Origin of the sequence: Domibacillus sp. DTU_2020_1001157_1_SI_ALB_TIR_016 (genome assembly GCF_032341995.1) — a bacterium.
Taxonomy (GTDB): domain Bacteria; phylum Bacillota; class Bacilli; order Bacillales; family Domibacillaceae; genus Domibacillus; species Domibacillus indicus_A.
This window is the reverse complement of the sequence record NZ_CP135438.1, coordinates 899,690-916,084: the sequence shown is the minus strand read 5'-3', so window position 1 is coordinate 916,084 and position 16,395 is coordinate 899,690. Positions and strand designations below refer to the sequence as shown.

Genomic DNA, 16,395 nt, shown 5'->3' with positions numbered 1-16,395 from the left:
TTCTTACGTAAGCGCATAAGGCGTTTGTTCGCCTTTTAAAACTTGCACAATATTTTTCGCTGCTTTTCGGCGCAGTTCCACCATTGCTTCTTCTGAATACCAGGCACTGTGCGGTGTAATGATGACGTTATCCATTTGAAGAAGCGGGCTTGTTTTGCTGACTGGCTCTTCTTCTGTCACATCCAGCGCAGCCCCGGCGATCATCCCCTGTTCAAGTGCATCAATGAGCGCTTTTTCATCAATAATTGGACCACGGGCTGTGTTAATGATTACGGCATTTTTCTTCATTTGACTAAACCGTTCGGCGTTCAGTAAATGATGGGTTTCTTTGATAAGCGGAACGTGAACAGACAAGTAATCTGACTCTTTGATGATTTCATCCAGTTCCATTTTTCGAACGCCGGCCGCTGCCATCTCTTCGGCTGACACAAATGGATCATAGGCGACAGTTTGGAACCCGAGCGGTTTTACCTTTTCAATAAAGCGGCGTGGAATTCGGCCGAAGCCGAGTACGCCGACGGTTTGTTTATCAAAACGGTGGATCGGCACGCACGCTTTAAAATCCCAATTTCCCTGCTTGACCTCATTATTTAATAGGGTCACTTTTCGAGCCCATGAGAGCAGCAAGGCGAGCGCATGATTCGATACCTCTTCCATTCCGTAATCCGGCACATTAGCCACAGTAATGTTTTTTGCCTGGGCAGCGTCGACATCGATCGTATTGACACCAACACCATATCGGGAAATAACTTTTGTTTTTTCAAGAGAGTCGATTACACGTTTTGAAATAGGTGCGTATTGGTTTAAAAGAGCATCCGCATCTTTTGCATGTTCGATGACGTCTTCTTCTGTTTTGCATTGTTTTTTAATAAATTGAATATCGAGACCGCTTTCATTGAAAACCTGCTCTTCGTACTCAAGGTGGGCAAATTCATAATCCGTCAGCAATACTTTAAAAGTCATGTGATTCCGCTCCTTTTCTTAATTCATGGGTGCTTCTTTTACAATTTTGGCGATGCCAAGCCCCTCGGCTCCAAGCTTTGACGTTTTGGCATCCGGGCAGTACCGTTCAATCATTTGAATGCCGATTGATGCACGGCGCACACGCTCCTGGGTAAGAGAAATATTCGTGCTTTCCCACTGCTTTCCTGACGGATATACATCAGGATGGTTACGCAAACCGAATTTAATGTAAACCGGCGCGAGCACCCGGATGATTTCCGGAATTTCATAGTAGCGGAGGAAGCCGCCAAAATTGTCCGGCACTTCTACATATAGATCAATAGGAATATCGATAGCCTGACGAATCGCTGCGAGCTTTGACAGCGTTAACCCGGTCGGCACGTTGTATGTATCCGCTCCGATGTCCTGCATAAGCCGCACTGACACAGGGTTGGCCGATCCCATTTGAACCGACACTTTCACCACAAAATCCTCTGGCAGCTGTCCTTGTTTTTTCATTTCTTTCGTCAGGAGCAAAAGTCCTTCATCGGCAACAAGCGCTCCGCGAAGGCCAAGTGCCGCGCCGCGCTTTAAGTCTTCCATCGCGTATACAAGCTGGTTTGCTCCTTCATGGCGAAGTGCCTGCGCTTTTCCGGCGGCAGTAAGCGGCCCTGCACTAATATCCCATGTTCCGCGTGGACCGACAAACAGGCTTAATTCAATGCCGCGTTCTGCTGTCAGCTCGCACATTTCCTTGATTTCTTCATCGGTCTGCAGCATAATGCCGCTTCCCTGTGAAATGCGGTGAATGGTCAGACCAAGACGGTCAATTTCCGCGAGCGTTGCTTTTAATGCTTCAGGCCCTTCCACACTTGGAAGCTCAATTCGATATTGTGCACCGTCCGGAAAAGTTTTGGTCGATGTCGGCAGCTCACCTGGATCTGACGATGGATAGCCTAAGCTCTCTAGAAATTCGCGTGTTTCTTTCATAATTGAACCCCTTCTTTCTCGTTTATTATATTTAAAATAGCAGCTGTTTTTTCCGTTAAATCAGTTGGATACACATCAAACGGCGCGCGATGTCCGGCCGGCTGATCAAACCAGCGCTGATGAACCGCTTCTTTCATCGCTGTGAAAAAAGTCGGGCAGACGGCATAAATGTCCATTAATTGTGATAAGCGCTGATGCTGGCGTTCCGCTTCATGCAGCTCGCCCTGCTGATAGGCATTGTATAAATTCACAGAGACCTCCGGCATAAAAACAGCGCTTCCATTAATACTTCCATCTGCGCCGATCATTTGGCCTGGAAGCAGGTGATCATCAAACGCGGTAAAGACGAGAAAATCAGGCCGAATTTTTTTCACAGAAGCGATGACCTGGCGGATATGGCCGAAATCGCTGATGGTTTCTTTAATGCCCGCAATATTTGGATATGCTGCCGCGAGTTTTTGAATAAGCTCGACGGATAGCGTTTGGCCGGTCAGCATCGGAATATTGTAAAGAAAGACCGGCAGGCTCGTTTCGGATGCTAAAGCAGAGAAAAAGCGATATAGCTGCTCTTCCGACAGCTTCCAATAGTACGGGCTGACTGCAAGCACCCCGGCCGCTCCCTGCTCTTCGGCATAACGGGCCAGTTCAATCACTTCTTTTAATGCCGAGTGGCCGACACCGACCATCACCGGCACGCGTCCGTTAATGTGCTTGATCATCTCGCGCACATACAGCTTTCTCTCTTCAATCGTCAGAGAAGAAAACTCTCCAGAGCTCCCCATCAAAAGAAGTCCATCTACATTCCGTGACAAAAGCTCATCCAAATAACGCTTATTCAAAGGAATATCTAAATTTCCCGCCTCATCAAACAGCGTGACAACCGGTGGTACAATGCCATGAAAAGTCATTTTGCTCCTCCTTTACCATTCCGCTATGCTGCCATCTTCATGGCGCCAGATCGGATTTTTCCAGTCATGGCCGGTTTTTGCAGCTTCTTTGACTTTTTCTTCATTAATATGAATGCCAAGACCCGGCTCATCTGAGATGCTCACGTATCCGTTTTCATAATGAAAGACGTCCGGATTGGTTATATAGTCTAAGATATCCATGCCCTCGTTATAATGAATACCAAGGCTTTGCTCTTGAATAATAAAATTCGGCGTCGATGCGTCTAAATGAATAGATGAGGCAAGTGTCATCGGACCAAGCGGACAATGCGGCGCAATCGCCACATCGTATGCTTCAGCCATAGCGGCAATTTTTTTCCCTTCTAAAATGCCGCCTGTATGGGATAAATCCGGCTGAATAATATCGACATATCCGTCCTGGAGAAGCTGCTTAAAGCCCCATCGCGTATACATGCGCTCACCCGTTGCAATCGGGCATGTTGTATGAAGCGCAATGTCGCGAAGTGCTTCATTGTTTTCTGGCAGCACCGGCTCTTCAATAAACATCGGACGATACGGCTCTAGCTCTTTGACAAGGGTTTTCGCCATTGTTTTATGAATACGGCCGTGGAAATCAACACCGATGCCAAAGTCTTTGCCAAGCGCTTCACGAATTGACGCGACCCGCTCGATCACTTTTTCCACCTTAGAAAAACTATCAATGTAATTCATTTCTTCGGAAGCATTCATTTTCACAGCTTGAAATCCTTGCTTTTGCTTTTCGATCGCCGCTGCCGCCACGTCTGCTGGCCGGTCTCCACCGATCCATGAATACATTTTAATTTTCTGGCGCGCTTTGCCGCCAAGCATTTCATAAACGGGGATGTTGTAGTACTTTCCTTTAATATCCCAAAGCGCCTGCTCAATACCTGAGATCGCGCTCATTAAGATAGGGCCCCCTCTATAAAAACCGCCGCGGTACATCGTCTGCCACAAATCTTCAATATCGTTTGGATTGCGGCCGATGAGCAGGCTGGAGAGTTCCTCTACAGCCGCTTTGACCGTTTCAGCGCGCCCTTCTACAACCGGTTCTCCCCATCCGGAGATTCCTTCATCTGTTTCTATTTTTAAAAACAGCCATCTTGGTGGAACTTTGTATAGTGAAAGCTTAGTAATTTTCATTGCGCACCTCATCCAACAGTAAATTGAAATGCTGTTTTCTTAAGATCCTTTAATAAATACGGTTTTAATCGCAGTGAAGAATTCTTTGGCCGCTTCACCTTGCTCGCGTGATCCTGAGCTTGAAGCTTTCATGCCGCCGAATGGCGCCTGCAGCTCCACACCGGCGCTTTCTGCATTGATCCGAACGAGGCCTACTTCGATTTCATCTACAAATTCAAGCAGTGAGCTGATATTCGATGTAAAAATCGACGCGCTCAGTCCATATTTTGTATCGTTGGCCATATCGATGGCTTCTTCAAGATCAGCTGCTTTAATAAGGGCAACGACTGGTCCAAAGATCTCTTCCTGTGCAATTGCCATATCTGTTGTTACATTTTCGAAAATGGCCGGTGTAACAAAAAATCCGTTATCATATTCACCGCCTGTCAGCACTTCACCGCCGTGAATCAACGTAGCTCCTTCCTGTTGGCCTTTTTCGATGCTTTCTGTTACCGTATTAAACTGGCTTTCACTTGCACACGGCCCCATCCAGATTCCTTCTTGCAGGCCGTTCCCGACTGTAATTTTTTCAGCCGCTTCCACAAGTTTTTCTTTGAACTCATCATAGACCGCTTCTTCTACAATAACCCGGCTCGATGCTGTGCATTTCTGGCCTGAAGAACGGAACCCGCCGCTGATTACAGCTTCTACCGCCTGGTCAATGTTGGCATCTTTCGTCACGATCACCGGGTTTTTCCCGCCCATTTCAAGCTGGAACTTAATGCCGCGGGCGGCCGCTGATTTTGCCACATTCTGCCCGACATTTTCTGAACCGGTAAACGTGATGGCATTTAAAAGAGGATGGTCAATCAGCCCTTGTCCAATCACTGAACCGGAACCAGTAATAAAATTAAACACACCTTCTGGCAATCCCGCTTCGACAAAGCACTCAGCAACTTTCGCTGCTGTTACCGCGCCTTCTGTTGCTGGCTTCCAAACGATCGTATTTCCATAAACGAGAGCCGGTGCAAATTTCCAAATCGGAATGGCAACTGGGAAGTTCCAAGGTGTAATCACTCCAACGACACCCAGCGGCGTACGCTTTGTAAACATAAGCGCATCTTTATCCGATGAAGGAATCACATCCCCTTCTTTTCTCATTCCTTCGCCCGCGTAGTAACGCAAAATCGCTATACCGCGTGCTGTTTCACCTTTTGCTTCCGGAAGGGTTTTACCCATTTCACGTGTCATTGTTTCCGCAATATGATCGAGATTTTCTTCTAAAATATTCGCTGCTTTGAACAAAAACTGCCCGCGCGCTGCCTGACCGATCCGCCGCCATGCTTTTTTCGCCTCGTGCGCTGCTTGAACCGCTTTATTCAAATCCTCTTCGGTTGACTTTTGTACAAGTCCCACAACTTCTTTTGTTGCCGGGTTAATGCTTTCAATCGTTTCATCAGAAGAACTGGCTGTCCATTCGTTATTAATAAAGTTTTGATAGGTTTTCGTTTCAAATGTAGTTACTGTCATCGTTTCGCTCTCCTTTGGGTTAAAATGTTGGGCCAATCCGCCAAATACCAAAATCATGCTGCTTCAGGATTTCTGACTTTGTCAGCTTCCCGTTTGATACAGATTGAATCTCATTCATAATCCGTGTGCCAACCTCTGCAACGGTTTCTTTCCCGTCTACAATTGTGCCGGCATTTAAATCCATGTTTTCATTCATTCGTTCAAACATAGGTGTATTGGTTGAAATTTTGATAACCGGCGCAATCGGCGAACCGGTTGGGGTGCCGCGCCCGCTCGTAAACAGCACAACTTGGGCGCCGCCTGCCACCATCCCGGTCAGCTGTTCAATGTCATGCCCTGGTGTATCCATCCAGACAAGCCCTTTTTTTGTTGGCTGCTGTGCATAATCAATGACTTCCTCCAGCCTTGTGGTACCGGATTTAGTCGCGGCGCCCAGTGACTTTTCCTCTAAGGAGCTGAGGCCGCCCTCAATATTGCCAGGGCTCGGGTTACCGGTCCGAATATCTACACCCATTTCAATCGAGCGGTTTTCCATCATTTTAATGACGGCATATGCTTTCTTCGCTACTTGATCATTCGCTGCCCGGTTCGCAAGCAAATGTTCAGCACCGATTAATTCTGTTGTCTCCGCAAGAATAGCCGTACCACCCTGCTCTACAATCATATCGCTCGTGCGCCCAACAGCGGGATTCGCCGAAAGACCTGAACATGCATCTGAGCCTCCGCATTCTGTTCCGATTATCAGCTCACTGAAATCGCACAGCTCACGCTGAACCATAGAGGCATCCTGGACCATTTTCACCGCAATTTTGGCTACTTCTGCAATCGTTTGAAGCGTGCCGCCATGCTCCTGGATCGAAACCGTTTGGACCGGCTTGCCGCATTTTGCAATTTCATCGCCAATCCGGTGAGCCTGATGGGTTTCGCAGCCAAGTCCAAGCACAATGACACCGTATACATTTGGGTTCATGCCCATGCCCGCATACGTTCTAGCTGTTTGATCATAGTCGGTTCCCACCTGTGCGCAGCCGTGCTGATGGATAAAAGTGACGGTTCCGCTGACGAGCTCGGTTACGCGCTGAGCGGTCTGTGTTGCGCATGTAATGGTCGGTAAAATGAGAACATGATTGCGGACACCGACGCGTCCATCCGGACGGCGGTATCCCCAAAACTGCATTTTTTCAGTTGGCAATTTTGTCACCTCTTCCCCGTTTCCCTTCCAGGTTGTGTATGTGAACATGGGCGCCCGCTGGAATATCTGTGACGGCTGCTCCAATCACTTCTCCGTATTTAATAATGTCCTCCCCCTGCCGGATGGGTTTGACCGCAAATTTATGGCCGAACCGGATCGGCTCTGTAAGAGTCAGGGAGCGTTCTTCGCCATCTGTCTTCACAGTCACCTCTGTATGTGCAGGAATCTCATCGAGTGCAACTGCCACACTGTCTTTGCTGCTCAAATATAACGTTTTGTATCCGCTCATGCCGACACCTCTTTAGTTTACTTGGACCGCTGTTTCACTTTGCTTCACCGGGTTGATCAGAACGCCGATACCTGGAATTTCGATTTCGATTTGATCCTGGTCCTGCAGTGTAAATTCATTTGGCGGCACCACACATGTACCTGTCAAAAGAACCGTTCCATCGAATACCTCGTTATCACGCACTAAATATTGAACGAGTTCATCCAAGGTTCTCTTCAGCTGGTTTACGTGAGCAGAGCCTTCAAATACTTTTTCGTCGTTTCTGAAAATTCTGCAAATAATTTGCAATTCATATGGATCTCTCACGGCTTCTTTTAATAAAATCGCCGGTCCGATGGAGCAGGAATTTTTCCACATTTTTGCTTGCGGCAAATAAAGCGGATTTTCTCCTTCTATGTCACGACAGCTCATATCATTGCCGACCGTATAGCCGAGTACGTTTCCTTCTTTATCGAGTACCAGGCCCAGCTCCGGCTCTGGGATCTGCCAATTAGAATCTGAACGAAGGTACACTGGATCGTTCGGTCCGACTGTACGGGCAGCCGTTGATTTGAAAAAAATCTCCGGCCGCTCTGCATCATACACTTTGTCGTAAAACGTTTCGCGGTCAAGCTTTCCTTGTGTCGCTTCGTAATTGCGTGCTTCTTTGCTTTTTTTGTATGTGACACCCGAAGCCCATACTTCCGGGGCATCGATTGGTGTGGTCAGAACAAGTGAATCGATTGCTTTTCCTTCTCCTTCCAGGCTTGATTGTTTTATAATATCAAATACTGTTTTATTATTTGAACGAGCAGTGGCCACAAGTGCCATAAAGTCTGCGTATGGCAAATCCACTGCTTGGTTTTCTTCGGTCACAACAGCCAGCTGTTTTTGGTTTCCATTCATATAGCGAATAACTCTCATTGTTATATCCTCCTATGTGATGAACCATCACCGTTTATATTTTTTGATATTCATAGCCAAGCGCTTGAGAAATTTTTGAGGCACATCCTTTTAACATTTCCACATATCTTCCCTGCACTTCCTCTTTCATTTTGGAAGAAGGCATCGACATGGAAATAGCGGCAATGACTTTTCCTGAGTAATCTTTGACTGGAACCGCCATACAAAAGATCCCCGGCTCGTTTTCTTCATTGTCTACTGAATAACCAGCAATTCGGGCCTGCTCAATAACAGATAAAAATTCTTCTTTGGACCGGATCGATTTTTCCGTCGGTGTTGTATATTTATAGCCTTCAAGCAGCTGATTCAGCTCTTCGTCTGATTTTGTCGCAACAAGTGTTTTGCCGACTGCACTCGTGTGAAGCGGGACTCTCCGCCCGACTTTCGAGTACAGGACGGTTACGCCGCTGCCTTCTACTTTGTCAATGTAAACGCCCTCTTGCCCGTCCAGTACCACAAGGTGAACCGCCAAATTTGTTGCTTCTGAAAGTTCTTCCAGATGCTTTCTGGCAACGTTTCTTACATCCAAGTGTCCAATGACTAAACTGCCTCGCTCAAAAAGCTTTAAACCTAGCGAATACTTTCCTGTTTCATCATCCTGCTTAATATAGCGCTGTACTTGAAGCGTTTTCAGCAGAGAATGAACAGTGCTTTTATGCAGGTTCATTCTTTTGCTGATTTCTGTAATCGTTAACTCGCGATCGCGCTCGTCAAATAAATCCAATATTTTCAATGCTCTCTCCACTGACTGGATAATCGGCATCTTGCTCACTCCCGTTGTTGTTTGTTTTAGTTTACCGGATTTTTGACGAGCCCGCACTTTTTATTTCGCTGTAATGTTTTGTTCAAACAGCAGAATATCTTTCTCGTAATCGTGAACTGCATCTTCCACTACTGCAAGAGGTACAACGCCGTTTGCGGCATCGGTATGACCATACATTCGATTGCTGGCCGCGACCATTTTCTGTCTTACTTTCATGCGCTGTTTTCGCTCTGCCGCTAAGCTTGCCCGCTGCTGTTTTAGTTCTTCCTCAAATGAGTGGACAATTTCACCTTGTAACAGCTTGTCCACCTGCACAAAGTCAATGCGTCTTTTGCGAAGCTGCAGATGAACCATATCACCCGTCTGCAAAAGGCCAATCCCGCCGCCTTCATATGCTTCAGGCGTCATATGCCCAATTGCCGCCCCGTAAGTGACACCTGAATACCTGCCGTCACTTATAATAGTAGCCAGTTTTTTCATGACGCGGCTTGCATTGATGTGCTGCATTGGCGTAAACATTTCCGGCATCCCGAATGCGACTGGTCCCTGCCCGGCAATGATAACGCTGATTTTTAAGATTCCTTCCTCTGCCATATAATCAAACAGCTCGTCATATGGCTTGTTTTGATGATCCTGCCAATTTTCTTTGCTGTTATACTTCAAGGAAGCAATCAGCCGATCATGAGCGAATAACTGCTGGTCGCGGATGGTAGACAAAAGCTCTGTATCAAGCAGGCTTTTATTCGCATCATCCTCGTTTTCATAGTAGAGCACAAAAGCAAGCTTATCATCAAACAAATCAAGCTGTGGCGTTGACATTCCGCTGATCTTTACAACGGCACTTTCAAAGAAGTTGCCTTGCAGCACATCCACCCCGCTGAAGCTGCGGCGCGGTGTCGACAAAATGACCGGGTTTTCTTTTACATTGGCTGCCTGCAGACTGCGGGTAATGACCAGCCGCTCCCGCCATGTTTTAGCGGCGACAGTCGGCACATCCTGATCCATCGGTACGCCATGCTCAAGCAATTCGTAAAACAGTGTTTCCATTCCTCTGCTTGTTCCGCTGCAGCACTGCGTGGCAAGTGAATAAATGTCGCGCCCTTCTGTCAGACTATAATCAAATAAGTCTGGAATCGGATGCTCGTGATGGATACGATCTACATCCCAAAGGCTGAATTTGTATCCTGCATACAGCATGCCTGCGACCATATGCATCATTAAGTTTGTCGAGCCGCCGGACGCGCTGTGAATCCGAATCGCATTTTTAATGTTGGCACCGACAATGTTGGCCACACCGTATTCTTCTTTATTAATCATGTGAGCAAAGCTGTCGAGCACGGAATTGATCTGGCGCTGGGTTGGCGGATCGGTTAGCAATTCTACCGCCGGATGAATGAGACCCAATCCTGCCACTAAGTGCCGCGAGCTGTTGCCTGTTCCGTTAAAAGCACACACACCGCCCTGCCCATCACATGTTGCGACCGCGAGCCGCATTTCAAAATATTTATGCTGCTCTTTCGTTAAAATGCCCCGTTCGTACGCCCGCTCGAACACACCTTGAAATGCTGTGTTAGATGAGCATTGCAGAATATAAGCCATTGTATCGCGCAAATCGAGCGCTACGTCTGCTGCTCCTTCTTCTTCTGCTTTCCGGGCCAGCGCCTCCAATTCTTCAATTACATCATCCGGTATGGACCCGCCTTCCAATACATGAGCCGGTGCAAACGTTGCAAAAAATGGGGCTTCTCCACGCTCACGGCGAACGCGGTCGACGTGGGCTAATGCGCTGACCACTCCAAGTGGCTGCTTATCACACCCCTGGATCACGAATGCGCCATGATAACTGTGGGCTTCAAGCTGATTGACAACCATCTGGGCAACCGCGTTCCGGCTTTGCAGAGAATAACTCATCCCTTGATTGCTTTGAGCTGTTCCATCACACATAACCGGTGTTGAAAAATAAAATGGCACACCGCCGTTTTGCCAAATGCGAATCGCCGCTCTCGCTGATGTTTGATAATCCATAATATGAGCCGGGTGATCAGACGAACCGCCAATAATCGCGATGCGTGGAGCATTTTTTTCTAAACGCATATAAATTTCTTCCAGCGTCCAGTCCGGTTTTCCTCCTTCGTATGTAGAACCGAGCACCTGCTTTGACCGATCAAGCAGCCCGGCGACTGTAATCGGTTCGTTTGCTTTTCCCTGCACATTATCCCGATACGGGTTAATGTCATTTTCAATCAATGGATATAAGTCGGTCATACGCGTGCTCCTCCTTTTTTAAAGTGAAAGCGGCTCTAACGATGAGATGATTTCCAGGTTGGGATTTTGTTCCGCTTCCTCAATCATGCTTTCTGAAATCCATATTTCACCGATTTCTAACGTATTTTGAATCCGGACAAGCCGTACTTTCGATAAATCAAAGGCATTGCAGGTTTTGATCGCTGCTTTTACCGCCAGCTCTTTCGTTGCTAACACCATCGGCAGCTTAATTACTTCAATAACAGTACTGGTAAGAGCATTGGCATACCCTTTTTCCCAGGCAATTTGATCAACGACTTCTTTTGTTGTCATATGGGCCATCCCAATTCCGTTGGCATTGCCATGCGTTTTCTCTGTCAATCCGAGAACGACAGTCCGCGCTATATCGGGACCGCCCGATGCATATGGCGTGGCAAAATTGCCGGTAATATTCGGATCCATTCCATCACCTGAAATGTCCTTGCCAAGCTCATTTACTATGAGCACATCAAACTTATTGAAGTGAATTTTTGGCATAAGGGATTTGGCTTCCAGCAGCAAATCCGGCTCTGCTTTTTCCAAATCTTCTGCCGGTACTGCGACAATTTTGGCCGGCCTGTCGTAAGCATTTTCCAGTGTGGCTAAACCGAAAATGATCGGTGCTTTCGCCAAAGAGATTTTCGCCATTTCCGGAACATGTTCAGCCATGTATTTAAAGCTGTATGCATGTGCAGCTTCGGCTCCTTTTTGTTTACCGAGACCGATGGTGATCATTTTCATTAAGCCGCTTTCCACAGGCCCGCGAAAAGCCGTATGTGGCTTGATCCTGTTGATCACGATAATCTTGTCTGCTTCAAAAGCAAGCTTGTCCATATAAACAGGAAGCCCGTTCGGCAATTCGCCGAGTTTTTCTACTTCCATTGAAGAATGTATCGGTGCCCCAACCGCTTCTTCCGTAACCCCCAGCTGAAGCAGCACATCAATTTGTCCTTCCGCTGTGGCTCCCCCATGGCTTCCCATTGCCGGTACGATAAATGGCTCCCCGCCTGCTTTTTTTACAGCCGCTGCCGTTTCTCTGACGAGTATAGGAAGATCCGCGACCCCTCTGCTGCCTACAGCAATGGCTACACGGTCTCCTTTTGAAATCCTTGATAAAACATTTGCTTTCTTTATGGCTTCATGCACCTCACCCGCTGTATCAGCGAGTTCGGGTGCATGAAATTTCTGTTTTACTTTCACCATTTTTGGTAATTGGATGTCTCGTAAAAGCTCTGCAATAATATCCATTGTTTGATCTCCTTACTGAAGCGCTGGATTATTTACCGCGCACTTTTTCAACTTCGGCCATCATTTCGTCTACAAGATCAGCACCAAACTTTTGGGCATATTCATCTGTTACCGGCTGAATGATTTCTTTCATTTTTTCCATTTCTTCTGGTGTTACCTCGTTGATTTTCATTCCTTCTTCTTTTAAAGTTTTTAGGGCTTTTTCATTTTCTTTTTGATTCAATTCACGCTGATATTTGCCCGCTTCTTGTGCTGCCTCGCTCATAATTTTTTGTTCTTCTTCCGACAAGCCATCCCAGAACTTTTTGCTGACAAGGAAAACAAACGGTGTGTAAACGTGTTTTGTAATACTCAAATAGTCTTGTACTTCATAATATTTTTGTGTTTGGATGGTTGCGAGCGGATTCTCCTGGCCATCTACAGTGCCTGTTTCCAGCGCAGTAAACACTTCGGAGAAAGCCATCGGTGATGGATTCGCCCCTAATTTTGAAAAAGCATCTAAGTGCACTTCATTTTGCATGGTGCGAATTTTAAGGCCCTTAAAATCAGCAGCTGTTTCCACTGGGTGTTTGCTGTTCGTTAAATTCCGGAAGCCGTTTTCCCAGTAACCAAGACCGACTAAATCATGCTCCGGCAATTTATCCAAAAGTTTTTGGCCGACCGCACCGTCAAGGACTGCGTACGCTTCTTCTTCATTATTGAAAACAAACGGGAAGTCATAAATCCCAAATTCCTTGATCGTTCCGACAAGCGGTGAAGTGGATGGAACCGTTACTTCCTGCATGCCGGCTTGAAGTGCTTCTGTCATTTTTTGATCATCGCCGAGCGTAGCATCAAAAAAGTTTTGGACCTTCATTTTCCCGCCGCTTTTTTCTTCAACCAGTTCTTTGAACTTGACCATTCCCTGTCCCTGGGGGTGTTTTTCACTGTTTCCAATTCCTGCTTTAATCGTTCTTTCCTGAATGCCTTCCGTTGAAGCGCTTCCAGTTTTGGTGGCATTCCCTCCACCATCGCTACAGGCTCCGAGTAGTAAAACTCCCGGCAGTACAACGCCAGCAGCCAAACGTTTCAGCCAAGTATTCATCCTCATTCCTCCTAAACTATTGTTAATAAGTGTATTTAAGCCTAATTATTGTTTTCTTCCTCTTAAGATGTAAACCATTCAAGAGGGACTAATACTAATGAAGGGAACAGAATTAACAAAATTAAGATAATGACTTCTACAAGCAGGAAAGGCCAGATGCCTTTCATCAAATCTTCTAAACTAATTTTACTTATTCCGCACATGACATTTAAGACCGTTCCAACTGGCGGCGTAAGCAGTCCGATCGCGTTATTTAAAATAAACAGGACACCGAAGTAAACAGGATCAATGCCTGCTGCGTCAATAATCGGCATTAAAACAGGGGTTAAAATTAGAATCGTCGGCGTCATATCCATGGCGGTTCCAACTACGATCACCAGAAGGTTAATCATAATGAGCAGAAGGAGCGGTTTGTCCAGGAACGGCTCTAACATTCCAATAACTGCGCCAGGCAGGTTAGCCACCGTGATCAGCCAGGAGGAAACGAGTGCGGCTGCCACAAGAAACATGACAACACTGGTCATCTTGCCTGCATGAACAAATACGTTGAATAAGTCTTTCACTTTCAATTCACGGTATACAACAAGACCGACAAATAGTGCGTATACAGCGGCTACAACCGCCGCTTCCGTCGGTGTAAAGATACCAAATTTCAATCCTGCAATGATAATAATTGGAAGGAACAGGGCCCAAATTCCATGGCGGAGTGCTGCAAGCATCTCTTTAGCCGATGCACGGGGCTGCACTTCTACCTTATCCTTGCGGGCCACAATCGCCCATGTAATCACCAGGCCGAGAGCCATTAATAAGCCGGGCACAATTCCCGCCATAAACAGCTGGGTAATCGACACACCGCTTGCCACACCGAAAATGATAAAACCAATACTTGGCGGCAGAACCGGGGCAATAATTCCCCCTGTAGCAATCAGTCCGCTCGAACGATTTACGTTATAGCCGGCTTTAGCCATAATCGGAATTAAGACGGCACCCAGGGCAGCTGTATCGGCTACAGCTGAACCGGAAATACTCGCAAATAATAAAGCCGCAATGATAGCTACATAGCCAAGGCCTCCGCGAATATGGCCAACCAGTGTCATAGCCATTTCAACGATCCGCCGTGACAGTCCTCCTTGATTCATTAACTCTCCCGCCAGCATAAAGAACGGAATCGCCATCAGAGGAAAGTTATCCGCGCCGCTGATGAGGTTCTGCGCGATAATCTGGCTGTCAAAAATACCAAGGGCGTACATTAAGATAACGCTGCTTACAAGCAAGGCAAAGGCAATCGGCATTCCTAATGCCATTGCACCGAGTAAAGATCCGACAAATACACCGATCATGCCTTTTTCTCCTCCTTGCTTATCATGATGTCGTCTGTCACAAATTCCTCTTCGTGAAGAGCAATCAATTCTTCTGAATCACTAATCTTAACTAAATCCTCATCTTTAATCTTGTTAAACATCACCTGATACAAGTTATAAATGGTCATGAGTCCCATAGAAATACTGACTAAAATGCCTGTCCCATATACAAAAGCCAGCGGCAGGCCTGTAGCCGGCGCCTTACTGTCAATGTTAATCATCGTCATCTTCCAGCTGCCGTCAAGGACAAGGTAAAGGACGAGTAATATCAGTAAATCACTGATCACGATGACGACTTTTTTCATCTTAGTAGGAAGCCGCTTAATCAGCATATCTACGCCTAAATGTTCTTTGTTTTTAAAAGCGCCAATGGCACCGAGGAACGTCAGCCAAATAAAAAGGTACCGCGACATTTCTTCTGACCAGGTAATACCTGAATTGAAAAGGTAGCGAAGAACTACGTTGCCGAATACGAGAACGACCATCACCGCCAGAGCAAGGGCCATGATAATGTTCAAAGTGTTTTCTAGGGACCTCGATATTTTATTCATCTTATTTCTTCACCCTCCTTATTAAAGCGCTTACTTATTCTGCTTTAATTTTTTCAACCAGCTCTTCTGCCCACTCATTTTCTTTGAAAACATCATCATATACAGGCTTCGCTGCTTCTTCCATTTCTTTTGCAAACTTTTCATCTGGCGTCGTGAATTTTATGCCATTTTCTTGAAGGAACTTTTTATCTTCTTCATAGCTTTTTTCCAGCAAGTCAAACTCATATTCAGCAGCTTCTTTGGCAGCGTTTTGAATAATATCCTGCTGTTCTTCTGTCAAGCTGTTAAAGAATTTAGTGTTAATAATGTATATATTAGGGCTGAACATGTGCTTTGATTCTAGTACATCACTTTGAACTTCGTAGTATGCTGAATTTCTCAAAGTAGCGATTGGATTATCTTGAGCATCTACTACATTTTGTTCAAGTGCTGTAAATACTTCAGAAATAGGCAATGGACTTACGTTTGCCCCAAGCGATTCACCTAGTTTAATATAGTTTGGAATGTTCGGCATTCTGAGACGGAGTCCGTCAAAATCTTCCATGCTTTCGATCGTGCGGTTGCTTGAGAACATTCTAAATCCATTTGCACTCCATGCAAGTGGAGTAACTCCATGTTTCGGTTCTAAATCAGCGGTTATTTCTTCACCGATCGGACCATTTAATACATTCTTTACATGCTCGAAGTCTCTAAATAAAAACGGCCATTCAGGAACACCCATCTTTGGAATATCTGCCTGCATAATTAAGCCTGGAATGCCCATTTCGATCGTTCCGTTTCGGACACCGTCATAAAATTCTTTTTCAGCTCCCAGCGTACTGTTTGCGTAAATCTGTACTTTTAATTGACCTCCACTCTCTTCTTCTACCATCGTTTTAAATTTTTCTTTTAATGCAATATTTTGTGGATGGTCTTCTGCAAAGTAATTAGCTACTTTAATCGTTTTTGTCTGCCCTCCTCCTGAAGCAGCTTCCTCGGAACCGTTACATCCTGCAAGAATCATTGCACTTGTCACAGAAGCAGCTAGCACACCAAGAAACGTTTTTTTCATTTTGTCCTCCCTGAATTGGCTTATTTTTTTATTTCTGGAACCTCTCGCCGCAAGTAGTTTTATAATATAAAACTACGTTCTCATATTTGGTGAGAAAAGTTTTCTGTTTATTCCTTTCCTG

Annotated in this window: 15 protein-coding genes; all 15 read right to left on the bottom strand. The window is 46.0% G+C overall.

Annotated elements, in window-relative coordinates:
- Window positions 1–3: 3 nt before the first annotated feature.
- From RRU94_RS04340 to RRU94_RS04270, 15 genes are read right to left on the bottom strand one after another with little or no spacing between them, the layout of a single operon-like run.
- On the bottom strand, window positions 4–963 hold the full coding sequence (locus RRU94_RS04340; protein WP_315690552.1) for a C-terminal binding protein: 960 nt from the start codon (window positions 961–963) through the stop codon (window positions 4–6).
- Window positions 964–981: 18 nt separating this feature from the next.
- Complete coding sequence (locus tag RRU94_RS04335) at window positions 982–1,932, bottom strand: U32 family peptidase (protein WP_251272940.1); 951 nt, start codon at window positions 1,930–1,932, stop codon at window positions 982–984.
- Window positions 1,929–2,840: a dihydrodipicolinate synthase family protein gene (locus RRU94_RS04330; RefSeq protein ID WP_315690549.1), complete on the bottom strand. Its 912-nt coding sequence runs from the start codon at window positions 2,838–2,840 to the stop codon at window positions 1,929–1,931. Before RRU94_RS04330 ends, RRU94_RS04335 begins: the two co-directional genes overlap by 4 nt.
- 12 nt (window positions 2,841–2,852) lie before the next feature.
- Entirely contained in the window at window positions 2,853–4,001 is a 1,149-nt protein-coding gene (dgoD, locus tag RRU94_RS04325; protein WP_315690548.1) for a galactonate dehydratase, read from the bottom strand.
- A 39-nt stretch (window positions 4,002–4,040) separates the two neighbouring features.
- Entirely contained in the window at window positions 4,041–5,510 is a 1,470-nt protein-coding gene (gucD, locus tag RRU94_RS04320; protein WP_315690546.1) for an alpha-ketoglutaric semialdehyde dehydrogenase GucD, read from the bottom strand.
- A 19-nt stretch (window positions 5,511–5,529) separates the two neighbouring features.
- Window positions 5,530–6,687: a UxaA family hydrolase gene (locus tag RRU94_RS04315; RefSeq protein ID WP_315691937.1), complete on the bottom strand. Its 1,158-nt coding sequence runs from the start codon at window positions 6,685–6,687 to the stop codon at window positions 5,530–5,532.
- A gap of 4 nt (window positions 6,688–6,691) precedes the next feature.
- The gene (locus tag RRU94_RS04310) at window positions 6,692–6,991 is read right to left on the bottom strand and encodes a UxaA family hydrolase (protein ID WP_315690544.1); all 300 of its coding nucleotides are present in this window, start codon (window positions 6,989–6,991) and stop codon (window positions 6,692–6,694) included.
- A gap of 12 nt (window positions 6,992–7,003) precedes the next feature.
- Window positions 7,004–7,894 carry a fumarylacetoacetate hydrolase family protein gene (locus tag RRU94_RS04305; RefSeq protein ID WP_315690542.1) on the bottom strand — a complete coding sequence of 297 codons (891 nt, stop codon included), beginning with the start codon at window positions 7,892–7,894 and terminating at the stop codon, window positions 7,004–7,006.
- 34 nt (window positions 7,895–7,928) lie between these two features.
- Window positions 7,929–8,696, bottom strand: a complete 768-nt coding sequence (locus tag RRU94_RS04300) for an IclR family transcriptional regulator (RefSeq protein WP_315690539.1) — start codon at window positions 8,694–8,696, stop codon at window positions 7,929–7,931.
- Between the two features lie 60 nt (window positions 8,697–8,756).
- Entirely contained in the window at window positions 8,757–10,961 is a 2,205-nt protein-coding gene (locus tag RRU94_RS04295) for a dihydroxy-acid dehydratase domain-containing protein (protein WP_315690537.1), read from the bottom strand.
- Between the two features lie 18 nt (window positions 10,962–10,979).
- On the bottom strand, window positions 10,980–12,227 hold the full coding sequence (locus RRU94_RS04290; RefSeq protein WP_315690535.1) for a nickel pincer cofactor-dependent isomerase, group 22: 1,248 nt from the start codon (window positions 12,225–12,227) through the stop codon (window positions 10,980–10,982).
- A gap of 28 nt (window positions 12,228–12,255) precedes the next feature.
- Window positions 12,256–13,317: a TRAP transporter substrate-binding protein gene (locus RRU94_RS04285; protein WP_315690533.1), complete on the bottom strand. Its 1,062-nt coding sequence runs from the start codon at window positions 13,315–13,317 to the stop codon at window positions 12,256–12,258.
- Between the two features lie 56 nt (window positions 13,318–13,373).
- Window positions 13,374–14,651 (bottom strand): TRAP transporter large permease subunit, encoded by a 1,278-nt coding sequence (locus RRU94_RS04280; protein WP_315690532.1) that lies wholly within the window; start codon window positions 14,649–14,651, stop codon window positions 13,374–13,376.
- A complete protein-coding gene (locus RRU94_RS04275; RefSeq protein ID WP_315690530.1) occupies window positions 14,648–15,223 on the bottom strand; it encodes a TRAP transporter small permease in 576 nt (191 codons plus the stop codon). The genes RRU94_RS04280 and RRU94_RS04275 overlap by 4 nt, the downstream gene beginning before the upstream one ends.
- Before the next feature lie 34 nt (window positions 15,224–15,257).
- The gene (locus RRU94_RS04270) at window positions 15,258–16,274 is read right to left on the bottom strand and encodes a TRAP transporter substrate-binding protein (RefSeq protein ID WP_315690528.1); all 1,017 of its coding nucleotides are present in this window, start codon (window positions 16,272–16,274) and stop codon (window positions 15,258–15,260) included.
- Between the last annotated feature and the right edge of the window lie 121 nt (window positions 16,275–16,395).